The organism is Loktanella sp. IMCC34160 (genome assembly GCF_004145845.1).
Classification (GTDB): domain Bacteria; phylum Pseudomonadota; class Alphaproteobacteria; order Rhodobacterales; family Rhodobacteraceae; genus SELP01.
In genome coordinates this window covers 201364-215746 of record NZ_SELP01000003.1, presented here as the reverse complement: position 1 = coordinate 215746, position 14383 = coordinate 201364, and the positions used below count along the sequence as shown (strand labels likewise).

Genomic DNA, 14383 nt, shown 5'->3' with positions numbered 1-14383 from the left:
CCCTTGGTCCTTCTGGTCGTGATCGAGGCCCACATAAGCGATGCGGCCGAGATGATCTAGAGCACGAAGGGCAAGGCGGCATCAAGCCACACGCCATCCGGGGTGATCCGGGTGCCGCAGGCCAGCACCTCGACCCCCGCCGCGCGGGCGGCGTCAAAGGCTGCGCGATAGGCCGGGTCGATATCGCTGGCGAGCGTCACGCGCTGGGCGTCGGTCCGCTGCACAAGGTAGAGCATGACCGCGCGGTGCCCCTGCCCGACCATATCCGCCAATTCGGCCAGATGCTTTGCCCCCCGTTTCGTCACGCTGTCGGGAAACTCGGCCAGGCCGGGCGTTCGCGACAGGGTGACGCTTTTCACCTCGACATAAGTATCGGCACCGTTGGCGGTCAGGAGAAAGTCGATACGGCTGTTCTGGCCATATTTGACCTCGGCCCGGACGGCCTCATAGCCGGTCAGGCCGGGTACACCCCGCGCCTCGAACGCGGCCTTCAGCGCCCGGTTCGGGACAGAGGTGTCGACCCCGGTGAAATGCCCATTGCCATGATCCACCAGCCGCCAGCCGAATTTCAGCTTCTTCTTCGGGTCGTCATTCGGCTCCAGCCAGATCCGCATCCCCGGATCGGCCAGCCCCATCATGCTGCCGGGATTGGCGCAATGGGCGGTCACTTCGGTGCCGTCCTCCAAGGTACAATCCGCCAGAAACCGTTTGTATCGGCAGACCAGTGTCGCGGGCACAAGGGGTGTGGAAAAGCGCATGGGCGCACCCTATACCGATCCCAAGATCAAGGAGAAGCCAGATGACCAACCCAACCGCCGCGATGCTGGTGATCGGTGACGAAATCCTGTCGGGCCGCACCCGCGACGCCAATATGCACCACCTTGCCCAGGAACTTTCCAAGGTCGGGATCGACCTGAAGGAGGTGCGGGTCGTCAGTGACGATGCGGGCGCGATTGTCGCTGCCGTGAACAGCCTGAGGGCCAAGTTTGACCACCTGTTCACCTCGGGTGGGATCGGTCCGACCCATGATGACATCACCGCCGATTGCATCGCCGCGGCCTTTGGGGCGCATATCGGGGTTCGGGATGACGCCCGCGCCCTGTTGCAGGCGCATTATGACCGGTCGGGGCAGGAGCTGAACGAGGCGCGTCTGCGCATGGCCCGGATCCCCGACGGCGCATCGCTGATCGACAATCCGGTCAGCACCGCGCCGGGGTTCACCCTTGGCAATGTCCACGTCATGGCCGGGGTGCCCAGCGTGTTTCAGGCAATGGTGGCGAGCGTCCTGCCCACGCTGACCGGCGGCGCGCCGCTGTTGTCCCAGACCCTGCGGGTGATGCGCGGCGAGGGCGATATCGCGATCCCGCTGCGCGATCTGGCCGATGAATTCGCCGATCTGTCCTTCGGGTCCTACCCATTCCAGAAGGATGGCGTTTACGGGTCCAACATCGTCGTGCGGGGCCATGATGCCGGTCGGGTCGATGCGGCCATGGTGCGGCTTTCGGCCCTGTTCCCCGCATGACGGAACCCGACGTTCAGACGCTTTATGCTGTCACCGAAGCAACCTGGCCGGCGGCGGCCAGGGTTCGTCTGGGTCCCTGGACCATTCGCACCGGCCTTGGTGGCGGCCAACGCGTCAGCGCGACAACCGCCGATGGCGACTGGACCGACGACGACCTGCCCCAGGCCGAAGCGGCGATGCGGCGGCTGGGCCAGCCTTGCCTGTTCATGGTGCGGGCCGGGGAAACCATGCTGGACAAGGTGCTGGAGGACCGCGGCTACCGGATCAAGGATCCGGTTAACCTGATGGTCGCCCCAAGCACAAAGATTGCCGAGCCGCCGCCGCCCCGCGTCACCGCCATCGAAGGCTGGCCGTGGCTGGCCGCGCAGGCCGAGGTCTGGGCCGAAGGCGGGATCGGGCCGGGGCGACTGGCGGTGATGGACCGCGCGCCCTTTCCCAAGACGACGATCCTTGGACGGGTCGACAACAGCCCGGCTGGCGCGGCCTATGCGGGCATCCACGACGGCGTTGCCATGTTTCATGCGGTCGAGGTGTCAAACGCCTATCGGCGGCGCGGATTGGGCGCCAACATGATCCGGGCCATCGCACGTTGGGCGTTGACCGAAGGTGCCGACTGGACCGCGCTGGTGGTGACGCAGGCGAATTCCGGCGCAAACGCGCTCTATGCTTCCATGGGCTTCCGGCTTGTGGGACAGTATCACTACCGCATCCTGCCAGAGTAAGACCATGACCCAGCCAGACGCCCCCACCGCCCTGAACCTGCCGATGGTGGACCCGCTTCCCGAGGCGACGCAGAAATATTTCGACGTTTGTCAGGACAAGCTGGGGATGGTGCCGAATGTGCTGCGGGCCTACGCCTTCGACATCGACAAGCTGAACGCCTTCACGGCGATGTACAACGACCTGATGCTGGGTGCCTCGGGCCTGACCAAGCTGGAGCGCGAGATGATCGCGGTCTGCGTCTCGTCGATCAACAAATGCTACTACTGCCTGACGGCGCATGGCGCAGCCGTGCGGCAGCTGTCGGGCGACCCGAAGCTGGGCGAGATGCTGGTGATGAACTGGCGGGTGGCGGATCTGGACGCGCGGCAAACGGCGATGCTGGAGTTTTCCGAAAAGATCACCACCGCAAGCGCAAAGATCACCGAGACCGACAGGAATGCCCTGCGGGCAGTCGGGTTCAGCGACCGGGACATCTGGGACATCGCCTCGGTTGCGGCCTTCTACAACATGACCAACCGGATCGCGTCGGCCACCGACATGCGCCCGAACGATGGCTACCACGCGCAGGCACGATGATCCGCCTGTGCCTTCTTCTGCTGGCCGCGATCTGGCCCGGGCTGTGTCGGGCGATCACGCTTGACCTGCCCGCGAACGCGATCCTGCAACTGGAAGAGGGACCTGCCAGTACGAGCCTTGATCTGCCGATCGGATCCTGGGTGGAGGGGTATATCCCCACCCGTCGGGCCGAGGGACAGGTTGTCAGGCAGGTCTGGCGGATCGACGGGTCCGGGCTGACGACGCTTCAGATACTCGCCCCATTGCGCGACCAGATCGCCGAGGCGGGTTATGACCTGCTGTACAATTGCCAGACGGAACAATGCGGCGGGTTCGATTTCCGATTCGGGGTCGATATCGCACCCTCCCCTGCGATGCAGGTCGACCTGTCCGATTTCCGCTATCTGGCGGCGCAGCGCACCGGCGCGACTGATCCGGAATTCGTGATGATCGTTGTCAGCCGGACAGCGCGGGCGGGGTTTGTCCAGATCACGCAGGTCTCCTCGGCGCCCGATGTTGCGGTGCGGGTCGAGACCGCACTGACCCGGCCCCCCCCTCTGGCTGCTGCCCAGTTGGGCGATATCGGTCTTCAACTTGAACAGGCCGGGCGTGTGGTCCTGTCAGACCTGAGTTTTGAAACCGGATCGTCGACCCTTGGCCCCGGCCCGTTCGACACGCTGGACGGGCTTGCGACCTATTTGCGCGATCATCCCGACCGGAAGATTGCCCTTGTCGGGCATACAGATGCCTCGGGGTCGCTGGAAACAAACGTGGCCCTGTCCCGCCGCAGGGCGGCATCGGTGCTGGAACGGCTGGTGTCCGACTATGGGGTTGACCGCGCCCAGACAGAGGCAGAAGGAATGGGATATCTTGCGCCGATTGCCAGCAACCTGACCGAGGAAGGCCGCGAAGCAAATCGCCGCGTCGAAGCCATCCTTACATCTACGGATTAGAACATGGACTACAGCAAATCCGGGGCGCCCAAGGGCCCCAAGAACAAGCCACGCCACAAGGAACACAACCAGAAGGGATCGAACAAGAATCCCTTTGGGGGAAAGTCTGACAAATCCGCCCTGCTGGACCGGATGAAGGCCGCCGCGCAGGCGAAAGACGACAAGTCGACCTGACCGAAACGCCGGGCCGGATCACCCGCCCGGCGTCCCACTTTGCCGATCAGAATTTGTAGGCGACGCCGATGTTCAGGGCGTTCGTCGGGATATTGGTCTCGAACGTGCCGCCGGTGTCCAGCTTGGCCGTGTTCATCGAGAAGGTGAATTTGTATTCCGCGAAGACCGACCAGGTGTCGTTGATATCATAGCTGGTCCCGGCCATCAGCGCGATTGCGGGTCCGGTGTACTGATAGCCCCAGGTCTTGGTGCCTTCGTCGATCAGTTCGAAATGCGGCACGGCAATGCCAAGGCCAGCCCCGACGTAGGGGGTGAAATCGTCCCAGCGACCCGGCCAGCGGCGGTAGGCGTTCACCGTCAGGATGTTCAGACCATCGCTGAACTCGAGGTGGTCATAGCCGGTTTCCGCCAGCGTTTCGTCATCGGCATAGACTTTGGCGTGGTTGATGTCGAAACCCCAGCCCCAGGTATCCGTCCGCCACCAGGTGGCACGGACGCCATAGTAGGGTGGCATCGCCAGAGACCGGCCGTCCCAGCCAGCGGTGAATTCCAGATCCGGAAGGACGCTATCGCCCGAGACCGTCACGTTGGTATGCGGCGCACTTTGAGCACCACCGTAGAAGCTCAGTTCCATTTCGGCCGATGCGGCGGCCGGAAGGGTGGCAATTGCGATCGCGGAAAGAAGACGGGACAGGGACATCTGGGTTACCATTCGGTTTGGGTTTTCGCCTCTATACGCCCGCCAAGGCAGGCAAACAAGCGAGGCAGGATGACGCGACCTTTTGGGACCAAAGGGCAATTTGTTCGGCATCAAGGCCCCCTGCGCCCGATTGTCCGCTGGACGTAGGGGATTTTGATAGCTAAACAGCGCCCGAACGGACGGCGGGAAACCGCCGTCTGTCCCTGTTCGCATGGGCCATCTGGCCCGGAAAATTCGGAGATGCACCCCGTGTCACAAGCAGAAGAACACCAGGGCACCCGCCGCGACTTCATCTACTACGCCACCGCTGGGGCCGGCGCAGTGGTGACCGGCGCCGCTGTCTGGCCGCTCGTCAACCAGATGAACCCCTCCGCCGACGTGCAGGCGCTTGCCTCGATCCGCGTCGACGTCAGCGGGGTCACCCCCGGATCGCAGCTGACTGTGCTGTGGCAGGGCAAACCGGTTTTCATCCGGGCCCGCACGCAAGATGAAATCGACGCCGCCCGCGCTGTGGACGTTGCCGACCTGCCCGATCAGGCTGCGGAGAACCGCAACCTCACCGGCGAGGCCGATGCGTCCGATGAAAACCGCGCGTTGTCCGAAGACGGTGTCTGGCTGGTCCAGATGGGCGTCTGCACCCACCTCGGCTGTGTGCCGCTGGGGGAACAGGGCGATTTCGGCGGCTGGTACTGCCCGTGCCACGGGTCGCACTACGACACCGCAGGCCGGATCCGCAAAGGGCCCGCGCCGCGTAACCTCGAAGTCCCCGTCGCCGCCTTCGTCGACGAAACGACGATCAAGCTCGGTTAAGGAGAACGCCTGATGTCCGGTATTCCGCACGATCATTACGAGCCCAAAGGCGCGTTTACAAAGGGTCTGGAACGGCGCCTCCCGGTGCTTGGCCTTCTCTACGACACCCTGATGATCCCCACCCCGAAGAACCTCAACTGGATGTGGATCTGGGGGATCGTTCTGGTTTTCGCGCTGGTGCTGCAAATCGCAACCGGCGTTGTGCTGGTGATGCACTACACCCCGCATGTCGATCTGGCCTTTGCCAGCGTTGAACACATCATGCGCGACGTGAATGGCGGTCATATGATTCGCTATTTCCACATGAACGGCGCCTCGCTGTTCTTCATCGCCGTCTATGCCCATATTTTCCGGGGTCTCTACTACGGGTCGTACAAGGCCCCGCGCGAAGTGACCTGGATTATCGGTATGCTGATCTACCTGCTGATGATGGCGACCGGCTTCCTTGGCTACGTTCTGCCCTGGGGTCAGATGTCGTTCCACGGCACTGCGGTGATCACCGGCCTGTTCGGCGCCATCCCCTTTGTTGGTGACGAAATCCAGGTCTGGCTGCTTGGCACGCCCAACGGCTCTGTTGGCCAGCCGGCTCTGAACCGCTTCTTCTCGCTGCACTACCTGCTGCCCTTTGTGATTGCGGGTCTTGTGATCGTCCACGTCTGGGCCTTCCACACCACCGGCAACAACAACCCGACCGGCGTCGACGTGCGCCGCGGGTCGAAGGAAGAAGCTCAGAAAGACACCCTGCCCTTCTGGCCCTATTTCGTGATCAAGGATCTGTTCGCACTTGCGGTTATCCTCGTGGTCTTCATGGCGATTGTCGGCTTCATGCCGAACTACCTTGGCCACCCGGACAACTACATCCCGGCCAACCCGCTGGCGACGCCGAACCACATCGTCCCCGAATGGTACTTCCTGCCGTTCTACGCGATCCTGCGGTCCTTCACCGCGGACGTCTGGGCGGTTCAGTTCGCTAACTGGATTTCCTTCGGTATCATCGACGCGAAGTTCTTCGGCGTGCTGGCCATGTTCGGCGCAATCATCGTGATCGCGCTGGCACCCTGGCTGGATACCTCCTCGGTGCGCTCGGGCCGCTATCGCCCGATGTTCAAGTGGTGGTTCGCCCTGCTCGTGGTCGACTTTTTCGTCCTGATGTGGGTCGGGGCCATGCCGGCAGAAGGGATCTACCCGATCATCGCTCTGATCGGCGCGACCTACTGGTTCGCCTACTTCCTCCTCATCCTGCCGCTGCTGGGCATTATCGAAAAGCCCCTGCCGCAGCCCGCGACGATCGAGGATGACTTCAACGCCCATTACGGCAAATCGTCCGGCACCCCGGCCGAGTGAGAAAGGAACGAAGAAAGATGCTCCGTAAACTCACCATTTCCGCCGCGGTCGCCCTTGGCCTGAGCGCCACGGGTGCCCTTGCCGCCGGTGAAGCCCATGTCGAAGACTTCGACTTCTCCTTCGAAGGTCCCTTCGGCGCCTATGACCAGATGCAGCTGCAGCGCGGTCTTCAGATCTATACCGAGGTCTGCTCTGCCTGCCACGGCATGGAACGCGTCCGCATCGGCACCCTGCATGACGAAGGCGGCCCGGCGCTTCCGGAAGATCAGGTTCGCGCCTATGCCGAAATGATCGAGGTCTACGATCCCGCGCTCGAGGACTATCGCGCTGCGACCCCGGCGGACAAGTTCCCGCCGTCGTCCCTGCCCGAAGCCCCCGACCTATCGCTGATGGCCAAGGCCCGCGCCGGGTTCCACGGCCCCTATGGCACCGGTCTGAACCAGCTGTTCCGCGGCATGGGTGGCGCCGAATACATCGCGTCGATCTTGACCGGCTATGAAGAAGCGCCCGAATGTGCGCCCGAGGATTTCCCGGGCAGCTACAACGTTGCCTTCGCCAATGGGGGCTATCCTGACAGCTGTAAGGACGAACATGGCCACCACACCGTGCCCGGTTCGTGGATCGCCATGGGTCAGCCGCTTTGGGGTGACGACGTCGAATTCGCCGATGGCCATTCGACCGAGCTGCACCACGAAGCCGAAGACGTCGCCGCCTTCCTGATGTGGGCCGCCGAGCCCAAGATGATGGCCCGCAAGCAGGCCGGTCTGACCGGTGTGATCTTCCTGACCATTCTTGCCGCGCTGCTTTACGCCACGAACAAGCGTCTGTGGGCGCCGCACAAGGCCGCCGCCAAGCGCAAGGAAGACTAGGCCACTGGCCCCGTCCTGAAATTCGAAAGGCCCGCCAGTTTGGCGGGCCTTTTCCGTTACTGCCCCAGATAGGCGCGCAGGCTGTCCGGCGGGTTTTGCAGAATGCCCTGAGTGGGTTCCGGGCTGGTCGCCTCGCCATCCGCGACAACCGACACCCGGTCGGCGATACGGGCCGCGTCCTGCGGATCATGCGTGATCATCAGGACAAGCCGGTCCGACAATACCCGCTTCACGAGATCCAGCATTTCAGCCTTCAGGGCCGGTCCTAGGGCGGCAAAGGGTTCATCTAGCAGAACAACGGGCCGGTCCTGCAACAGCACGCGGGCGAGGGCCGCGCGGCTTTGCTGGCCGCCTGACAATTGCGCAGGCTTCCGGTCGCCAAGCCCAGCCAGATCGACCTGGGCAAGACCCTCCGCTATCCGCGCTTTCTGGTCGGCAGTGGACATGCCGCGCCTCCGCAGGGCAAGCGCGATGTTCTGCGCAATGGTCAGGTGGGGAAACAGGTTGTTGTCCTGGAACAGGGTCGCCGTTGGCCGCTGCCCCGGGGCAAGCCCGGTGATGTCCTGCCCGTTCCAAAGAATTCGGCCCGCCGTAGCGGGCAGGAACCCCCCGATGGCCGATATCAGTGTCGATTTTCCGGCGCCAGACGGCCCGATCAGCGCGATGATACCCGGGGCCTGTTCAGGCCAGTGCGCCCCGATGGCAAAGCTTCCCTGCTCTACTCTCAGCCCCTCAAGCCTCAGCATTGATCCGCCCTCCCTTGTCGAAAAGCCAGAACAGGCCAAGGCTTAGCCCCAGAAGCAGGAAAGCGACACCGGCCGCCTCCTCCATCCGGTAGGCGCCCATCAGGCGGTACATCATCAGCGGCAGCGTTTGACCGGCCTCCGTTGCGAACAGGGTAATCACCCCAAGGTCGCCAATGGAAAACGCCGCGGCAAGACCTGCGGAAAACCCCAACGCCGGGCGAATCCGCGGCAGGATCAGCCACCGCATACGGGCAAAGCCGGTCAGCCCCAGTTCATCGGCCAGCCGGCCGTGGGCGGCCTCTGCCGTCGCGATTGCAGGCCCCAGCGCCCGCAGGGCAAAGGGCAGGCCCACCAGCGCGTTCAGCAGGGCGGTGACGGGCAGGGCGGCGGTGGCCGGGCTGACTACCGGAAACAGAAGCAGAAACAGCCCGGTCCCCAGAACCATGCCCGAAACCGCAAGCGGCGCGGCCCCGGCAAAGGTGGCGGGCCAACCGCCCCGCAGGGCGATGAACAGGCCCAACCCGACCGAAATCGCCGCCGCGCAAAACGCCACCAGCACCGACCGGCCCATCGCTGGCCAGACGGCAGCCGGCAGATCGCCAAGGGCCGGAAGACCCCGCAGCACCACCATTGCAAGCGGCAGTACCAACAGCAGCCCGACAAGGCATAACCAGAAACCATCGGCCACCCGCGTCCGCAGCTGCGCGGTGTCCCACCGGGCCACCACCCTGTCCAGGCCGCCCCCCAGTGCCCCGTTGATCGCAAAGCGCCACGCCGCCAGCGCAGCGGTCAATCCAACCAATAGCTGAACGATGGCAAGAACTGCGGCGCGCCCAAGATCGAAATCGAACCGAACCGCCTGATAAATCGCAACCTCGAGGGTTGTTGCGCCGGGCCCGCCGCCAAGGGTCAATGCGACCGCAAAACTGGTCAGGCAAATCAGGAAGACAACCGCGCCCGCGCCCGGCACGGCCGCCCGAAGCATCGGCCATTCCAAAAGGTGCCAGACAGGCAGGTTCATGGAAGCGGCAAGGCGAAACCGCTCTGCCGGGATCAGCGCCCAGCCTTGCAGCAACAGCCGCACTGCCAGCGGGAGGTTGAAGAACACATGGGCCAGCACCACGCCCCACAGGCCATAGATGGACACGATCGGCAGGCCGAACCAATCCAGCATTGAGTTGACCAGCCCGTTGCGCCCGAAGACGGCCAGCAACCCCGTCACCGCCACGACGACGGGAAGGATGAATGGCGCTCCAAGAAGCGTGATCAGGGCACCGCGACCGACAAACCGCCGCCGCGCCAAGGCCCGTGCCACCGGGATCGCAAGAACGACGCTGAACATGGTCGACAGGGCGGCTTGCAGAATGGTGAACCGCAAGGCTGCCCAATCCGCCGCCCCGAATGTCAGGTTGACGGACCCCGCCCGAAGCACGGCGAGGACCGGTAACAGGACGATAGCAAGGACGAGCACCGCATAGAGGGTGCCCGTCCGCCGCATCGTGATTATTGAGACAGCGCCGCGCGCCATTCTTCTATCGCTTCGGCGCGGAGGGCCTCTGCCTCAGTCGCCTCGAAAAGCAGGCTCTGTTCAGGCTGAATCAGGGTCTCGAACCCTTGGGGAAGCCCTTCGGCGGGGACCTTGGCTGGATACATCCAGTTCGTTGTGGGGATCACCGACTGGAACCCGTCGGACACGATGAACGCGAGGAATTGGTCCGCGAGTTCCGGCTGATCAGTGCCGGCAAGCTTGGCGGCCACTTCGATCTGCATGTAATGGCCCTCGGCAAACGGCCAGGCGACTTTGGAGCCGTCCTCTTCGGCGATCAGGTGGTAAGCGGGCGAGGTCGTGTAGGACAGAACCGCATCCGCCTCGCCCTCAAGGAACATGCCATAGGCTTCGGACCAGCCGGGGGTGACCGTGACGATATTGTCCGCCAGATCAGACCAAAGCGTCGCGGCTTCCTCGCCATAGGCGGCCTTCACCCACATCAAAAGGCCAAGGCCCGGCGTGGATGACCGGGGATCCTGAATCACGATCTTGAGGTCACTATCGGCAAGCGCGCGCAGGGAGGTCGGGGCCTCTGCACCCGCGTTCCCGACAAAGGCAAACCAGCCCCAATCGAAGGGAACGAAGGTTTCGTCGGTCCAGTCGATCGGCAGGTCATAATCCGCCTCGACCGAATGCGGCGCGAAAAGGCCCGAGTCGGTGGCGGCGGCCAGCAGGCTGGTATCCAGGCCGAGAACGATGTCGGCCTCGGTCCGGGTGCCTTCCAACCGCAGACGCGACAGAAGGGCGGCCCCATCGCCGGTCCCGACGAATTGCAGGTCGCAGCCGCAGGTCTCCTCAAAGGCCGCCTCGACCGCGGGGCCGGGGCCCCATTCGCTGCTAAAACTGTCGTAGGTATAGACCGTCAACACGGGGGTATCCGCCATGGCCGCAGAGGCCAAAAGGGACAGTCCCGCGCTTTGGATCAGATGTCTGGTTTTCATCGTGTCATCCTTTCATGCGCCGGACGGATGGGGGCATTGAGGATGATCTCACTACCTTCCCTCCGCCGGTTCTAACCGGTTCAGGTTCAACGGGTCCGCATTCGCGTCTCAGCCATCTGGCACCCCGAGGTAGGGCGGAACCTAGGGCGATGTCGTGGAAATGGCAAGGGAAAGCACTTGAGCCATCCGCGACCCGCCGCTAGACGGATCAGGCAAAGGAGCCCGCCATGAGCCTGAACACCTTCGGACATCTGTTTCGCGTGACAACCTGGGGCGAAAGCCACGGTCCTGCCCTTGGCGCGACCGTCGACGGCTGCCCGCCGGGCGTGCCGCTGACCGAGGCGGATATTCAGCCGTGGTTGGACAAACGCCGACCGGGCCAGAACAAGAACACCACCCAGCGGCAGGAACCGGACCAGGTGGAAATCCTGTCGGGTGTTTTCGAAGGGCAGACCACCGGGACGCCGATCCAGCTGATGATCCGCAACACCGACCAGCGGTCGAAGGATTATGGCGATATCGCCGCGACCTTCCGCCCCGGACATGCCGACATCACCTATCACCAGAAATACGGGCTGCGCGATTATCGCGGTGGCGGGCGGTCTTCGGCCCGGGAAACGGCGGCGCGGGTCGCCGCCGCAGGCGTGGCGCGGCAGGCGCTGTCAAAGCTGGCCCCGCAGGTCGAGATCAAGGGTTACATGGTGCAGATGGGGGAAAAGACCATCGACCGGAACCGGTTCGACTGGAACGCCATCGACCAGAACGATTTCTGGTGCCCTGACGCGGGCGCGGTGCAGGAGTGGGAAGACTACCTGCAATGGCTGCGCAAGGACGATCACAACTCTGTCGGGGCGATGATAGAGGTGGTTGCCCGTGGCGTGCCCGCCGGGCTGGGCGCCCCGATTTATGCCAAGTTAGACACTGATATTGCCGCCGCGATGATGTCGATCAACGCCGTCAAGGGCGTCGAAATTGGTGAAGGTATGGCCGCGGCCCGGCTGACAGGACGCGAGAACGCCGACGAGATCTACATGGGCAACGATGGGCAGCCGGTCTATTCCTCCAACCATGCGGGCGGCATCCTTGGCGGGATCAGCAGCGGGCAAGACATTGTCTGCCGCTTCGCGGTCAAGCCGACGTCCTCCATCCTCTCGCCGCGCAAATCAATCCGTATCGACGGCAGCCCGACCGAGGTGATCACCAAGGGGCGGCACGATCCCTGCGTCGGCATCCGTGCCGTCCCGGTGGGTGAGGCGATGATGGCCTGTGTAATCCTTGACCACCTGCTGCTGGATCGCGGTCAGACCGGCGGCATTCGCGGTCAGATCGGCTAGGCCCCGCTTGCGGCGGCAAGGGCCGCGTCCAACAGCGCCTTGATGTCCGCCTCGGCGGTTCCGGCGACAATCCGGCCCAGCTGCATGTTCCCTTGCAGCACGACAAGCGTGGACCGGCGCGGAATTTCCAGCCGCCGCGACAGTTCCTCGTCCTTGTAGGTATCCCAATCGACCTGAACGAAGGTGATGTTCTCCTCGTAGGCCGGGTTTTCCGATTTCAGACGGTCGATGACCCGGCTTTGCGCCCGGCAGGTGGAACACCACGGCGCATAGAAATCCACGAAGACGGTTTCGCCCGCAGCCAGCCGGTCATCCACGAGGCCCGGCGTGTAAGGAATGGACTCTGCCTTGAGCGAAAGAGGAAGGATTGCAGCGGCGGCGGCGGCAATCATCAGGGTTCTGCGATTCATGGAATGTCTCCTGTTCAGAAGCGGACCGACAGGTCCTGTAGCCAATAGGGTAGGGTATCAAGAAGCCAGATTTCGGCCATGCGGAACCACCCGAGAAGGATGGCAAGGCCGGTGAGGATGAAGACAGCGCCCATCAGCGGGCGGGCAGAGGTGGCGAAAGACCGAAGCCTGTCGCGGCGGGCAAGGATTGCCTTTTGCGCACCATAGCCGAGCAGCACGATGACCGTGGAAATGCCAAGGGCAAAGCTGGCCATGGTCGCGGCGGCCCAGCCAAGGTTCTGCCCGGCGGAGGCAAGGGCAATCGCGCCCCCAAGCGTCGGACCCACACAGGGCACCCAGACCGCGCCCAGCAGGGCGCCCCCCAGGAATTGACCTTTCACCGATCCACGGTCGATCCGGTCAAAACCAGTGTCTGCATTGGCGGAAAGGCCCGAGGTTGCCAGCGCAAATCGGGTCGAAAACCGGGGAACAAGAAGGACAATGCCAAACAGGATCATGGCGACAGCCCCAGCCGCCGCAATCGTCTCTTCATCAATGCCCAGTGCCCGGCCGAAGACGGCGACCATCATGCCGACCACAACGAAAGACGCTGACATACCGGCAGCTAGGGCAAGCGGCCCCCAGCGGCTCGCCTGCAATGCCGTTCCCAGAACAATCGGCAATACCGGCAGAACGCAGGGGTTGATCAGGGTCAGAAGCCCCGCAAGATATCCAAGGATCAGGTCCATGCTGCATCATTGCCGCAGAACCGGCCCGTGTCAGCGTGCAAAGCCCTGACGCGGGATCAAGCTTTCGTGGGATTCGTTGCAGCGGCGCGGGACTGCACCCGTGACAATTGGACCGCCAGAATGCCCGCCGCGATGATCGCAACGCCGATCACATCGATCAGGCCAAGGCTTTCCCCCAGAAGCGCCGCCGCGATGGCGACCCCAAAAAACGGGTTGAGGAAGTGAAAGGTTGCCGCCCGGACCGCGCCGATCCGCCCGACCAGAACGAACCAGACCCATGTCGCCAAAAGGCCCGGAACCAGCGTCGTATAGGCAAAGGCGACGATAAGCTGCCAATTCCATGTGATATCAAAGCTTTCCAGCGTCAGCGCGGGTAGCCAGAGGATCGCGCTGCCGATCAGCATCTGAAGCCCGACAATCATCAGGACGTTGCCGCCCGATGACGCGCCGCGCACGGCCAGCGTCGCGATGGCAAGCGACAGCACGCCAATTCCGCAGAGGGCGACCCCCAAGAGGTCGACCCCGCCCGAGAACCTTGCCCCCATGATAAGTGTCACCCCGACGACCCCGGCCAACAGGCCCGCCATGGCCAGCGGGGCCAGCTTTTCGCGGAACACCAGCCAACCGGCCAGGGCCACAACCAGCGGCATGGTCGAGGCGATGATCGCGGCAAGCGACGCCTCGATCCACTGCATGGCGACGAAATTCAGGCCAAGGTACAGCGCGTTCTGGCACAGCCCGAATAGGAACGTCGCCTTCCACTGCGCCCGGCTGAGACGCGCCGACTGACCCAGCGCATAGGCGAGCGCGACGCCGATCACCCCGGAAATCAGGAAGCGAAGGGCGAGGGCCGTCATCGGCGGGGCGAATTCGACGATGACCCGTGCCGAGGTGAAGGCCGAAGACCACATCAGGGCAAAGGCAAGCCCCATCCCGATTGCGCGCAGGTCCATTGGTGTCTCCGTAAAATCAGAAAGGGCCGCCAGTGAGGCGACCCTTTCGAAAAACCCATCGGGTGTAAACCC

The 14383-nt window shown here is 63.6% G+C and carries 17 protein-coding genes and 1 riboswitch; of the genes, 9 read left to right on the top strand and 8 right to left on the bottom strand.

Features of this window, described 5'->3' with window-relative positions:
• Window positions 1–56 precede the first annotated feature (56 nt).
• Window positions 57–758: a DNA/RNA nuclease SfsA gene (sfsA, locus tag EU803_RS09245; protein WP_129682061.1), complete on the bottom strand. Its 702-nt coding sequence runs from the start codon at window positions 756–758 to the stop codon at window positions 57–59.
• A gap of 41 nt (window positions 759–799) precedes the next feature.
• Here sfsA and EU803_RS09240 point away from each other — a divergent pair, with 41 nt between their 5' ends.
• From EU803_RS09240 to EU803_RS18585, 5 genes are read left to right on the top strand one after another with little or no spacing between them, the layout of a single operon-like run.
• Complete coding sequence (locus EU803_RS09240; RefSeq protein WP_129682059.1) at window positions 800–1522, top strand: molybdopterin-binding protein; 723 nt, start codon at window positions 800–802, stop codon at window positions 1520–1522.
• Window positions 1519–2244 carry a GNAT family N-acetyltransferase gene (locus EU803_RS09235; protein WP_129682057.1) on the top strand — a complete coding sequence of 242 codons (726 nt, stop codon included), beginning with the start codon at window positions 1519–1521 and terminating at the stop codon, window positions 2242–2244. Before EU803_RS09240 ends, EU803_RS09235 begins: the two co-directional genes overlap by 4 nt.
• 4 nt (window positions 2245–2248) lie before the next feature.
• Window positions 2249–2821 carry a peroxidase-related enzyme gene (locus EU803_RS09230; protein ID WP_129682055.1) on the top strand — a complete coding sequence of 191 codons (573 nt, stop codon included), beginning with the start codon at window positions 2249–2251 and terminating at the stop codon, window positions 2819–2821.
• Window positions 2818–3753, top strand: coding sequence for an OmpA family protein (locus tag EU803_RS09225; RefSeq protein WP_129682053.1), 936 nt, complete (start codon window positions 2818–2820; stop codon window positions 3751–3753). The genes EU803_RS09230 and EU803_RS09225 overlap by 4 nt, the downstream gene beginning before the upstream one ends.
• Window positions 3754–3756: 3 nt before the next feature.
• Window positions 3757–3927, top strand: a complete 171-nt coding sequence (locus EU803_RS18585; protein ID WP_165352807.1) for a hypothetical protein — start codon at window positions 3757–3759, stop codon at window positions 3925–3927.
• Between the two features lie 46 nt (window positions 3928–3973).
• Here EU803_RS18585 and EU803_RS09220 read toward each other — a convergent pair whose 3' ends face one another.
• On the bottom strand, window positions 3974–4627 hold the full coding sequence (locus EU803_RS09220; RefSeq protein WP_129682051.1) for an outer membrane beta-barrel protein: 654 nt from the start codon (window positions 4625–4627) through the stop codon (window positions 3974–3976).
• Window positions 4628–4876: 249 nt separating this feature from the next.
• On the opposite strand from EU803_RS09220, the gene petA reads away from it, so the two are divergent.
• From petA to EU803_RS09205, 3 genes are read left to right on the top strand one after another with little or no spacing between them, the layout of a single operon-like run.
• Window positions 4877–5437, top strand: coding sequence for a ubiquinol-cytochrome c reductase iron-sulfur subunit (gene petA, locus EU803_RS09215; protein ID WP_129682049.1), 561 nt, complete (start codon window positions 4877–4879; stop codon window positions 5435–5437).
• A 12-nt stretch (window positions 5438–5449) separates the two neighbouring features.
• Complete coding sequence (locus EU803_RS09210; protein WP_129682047.1) at window positions 5450–6781, top strand: cytochrome b N-terminal domain-containing protein; 1332 nt, start codon at window positions 5450–5452, stop codon at window positions 6779–6781.
• 17 nt (window positions 6782–6798) lie between these two features.
• Window positions 6799–7650, top strand: a complete 852-nt coding sequence (locus EU803_RS09205; protein ID WP_129682046.1) for a cytochrome c1 — start codon at window positions 6799–6801, stop codon at window positions 7648–7650.
• Window positions 7651–7706: 56 nt separating this feature from the next.
• Here the strand turns inward: EU803_RS09205 and EU803_RS09200 are convergent, their stop codons facing one another.
• Genes EU803_RS09200 through thiB form a run of 3 tightly spaced genes read right to left on the bottom strand, consistent with a single transcriptional unit; the run spans window position 7707 to window position 10886 of the window.
• Complete coding sequence (locus EU803_RS09200) at window positions 7707–8396, bottom strand: ATP-binding cassette domain-containing protein (protein WP_129682044.1); 690 nt, start codon at window positions 8394–8396, stop codon at window positions 7707–7709.
• Window positions 8383–9894, bottom strand: a complete 1512-nt coding sequence (locus EU803_RS09195; protein ID WP_242494326.1) for a thiamine/thiamine pyrophosphate ABC transporter permease ThiP — start codon at window positions 9892–9894, stop codon at window positions 8383–8385. The genes EU803_RS09200 and EU803_RS09195 overlap by 14 nt, the downstream gene beginning before the upstream one ends.
• A gap of 5 nt (window positions 9895–9899) precedes the next feature.
• Entirely contained in the window at window positions 9900–10886 is a 987-nt protein-coding gene (gene thiB, locus EU803_RS09190) for a thiamine ABC transporter substrate binding subunit (protein ID WP_129682041.1), read from the bottom strand.
• A gap of 40 nt (window positions 10887–10926) precedes the next feature.
• A riboswitch (TPP riboswitch) is annotated at window positions 10927–11023 on the bottom strand.
• A gap of 90 nt (window positions 11024–11113) precedes the next feature.
• On the opposite strand from thiB, the gene aroC reads away from it, so the two are divergent.
• Window positions 11114–12220 (top strand): chorismate synthase, encoded by a 1107-nt coding sequence (gene aroC, locus EU803_RS09185; protein ID WP_129682039.1) that lies wholly within the window; start codon window positions 11114–11116, stop codon window positions 12218–12220.
• On the opposite strand, the gene EU803_RS09180 is transcribed toward aroC, so the two are convergent.
• From EU803_RS09180 to EU803_RS09170, 3 genes are read right to left on the bottom strand one after another with little or no spacing between them, the layout of a single operon-like run.
• Window positions 12217–12630 carry a thioredoxin family protein gene (locus tag EU803_RS09180; protein ID WP_129682037.1) on the bottom strand — a complete coding sequence of 138 codons (414 nt, stop codon included), beginning with the start codon at window positions 12628–12630 and terminating at the stop codon, window positions 12217–12219. The genes aroC and EU803_RS09180 overlap by 4 nt on opposite strands.
• A gap of 14 nt (window positions 12631–12644) precedes the next feature.
• Complete coding sequence (locus EU803_RS09175; RefSeq protein ID WP_129682035.1) at window positions 12645–13358, bottom strand: cytochrome c biogenesis CcdA family protein; 714 nt, start codon at window positions 13356–13358, stop codon at window positions 12645–12647.
• A gap of 56 nt (window positions 13359–13414) precedes the next feature.
• Window positions 13415–14311 carry a DMT family transporter gene (locus tag EU803_RS09170; RefSeq protein ID WP_129682033.1) on the bottom strand — a complete coding sequence of 299 codons (897 nt, stop codon included), beginning with the start codon at window positions 14309–14311 and terminating at the stop codon, window positions 13415–13417.
• Window positions 14312–14383 lie beyond the last annotated feature (72 nt).

Coding starts and splice junctions, on each gene's coding strand:
- sfsA (WP_129682061.1), bottom strand. CDS start 758: ATGCGCTTTTCCACACCCCTTGTGCCCGCGACACTGGTCTGCCGATAC.
- EU803_RS09240 (WP_129682059.1), top strand. CDS start 800: ATGACCAACCCAACCGCCGCGATGCTGGTGATCGGTGACGAAATCCTG.
- EU803_RS09235 (WP_129682057.1), top strand. CDS start 1,519: ATGACGGAACCCGACGTTCAGACGCTTTATGCTGTCACCGAAGCAACC.
- EU803_RS09230 (WP_129682055.1), top strand. CDS start 2,249: ATGACCCAGCCAGACGCCCCCACCGCCCTGAACCTGCCGATGGTGGAC.
- EU803_RS09225 (WP_129682053.1), top strand. CDS start 2,818: ATGATCCGCCTGTGCCTTCTTCTGCTGGCCGCGATCTGGCCCGGGCTG.
- EU803_RS18585 (WP_165352807.1), top strand. CDS start 3,757: ATGGACTACAGCAAATCCGGGGCGCCCAAGGGCCCCAAGAACAAGCCA.
- EU803_RS09220 (WP_129682051.1), bottom strand. CDS start 4,627: ATGTCCCTGTCCCGTCTTCTTTCCGCGATCGCAATTGCCACCCTTCCG.
- EU803_RS09210 (WP_129682047.1), top strand. CDS start 5,450: ATGTCCGGTATTCCGCACGATCATTACGAGCCCAAAGGCGCGTTTACA.
- EU803_RS09205 (WP_129682046.1), top strand. CDS start 6,799: ATGCTCCGTAAACTCACCATTTCCGCCGCGGTCGCCCTTGGCCTGAGC.
- EU803_RS09200 (WP_129682044.1), bottom strand. CDS start 8,396: ATGCTGAGGCTTGAGGGGCTGAGAGTAGAGCAGGGAAGCTTTGCCATC.
- EU803_RS09195 (WP_242494326.1), bottom strand. CDS start 9,894: ATGCGGCGGACGGGCACCCTCTATGCGGTGCTCGTCCTTGCTATCGTC.
- thiB (WP_129682041.1), bottom strand. CDS start 10,886: ATGAAAACCAGACATCTGATCCAAAGCGCGGGACTGTCCCTTTTGGCC.
- aroC (WP_129682039.1), top strand. CDS start 11,114: ATGAGCCTGAACACCTTCGGACATCTGTTTCGCGTGACAACCTGGGGC.
- EU803_RS09180 (WP_129682037.1), bottom strand. CDS start 12,630: ATGAATCGCAGAACCCTGATGATTGCCGCCGCCGCCGCTGCAATCCTT.
- EU803_RS09175 (WP_129682035.1), bottom strand. CDS start 13,358: ATGGACCTGATCCTTGGATATCTTGCGGGGCTTCTGACCCTGATCAAC.
- EU803_RS09170 (WP_129682033.1), bottom strand. CDS start 14,311: ATGGACCTGCGCGCAATCGGGATGGGGCTTGCCTTTGCCCTGATGTGG.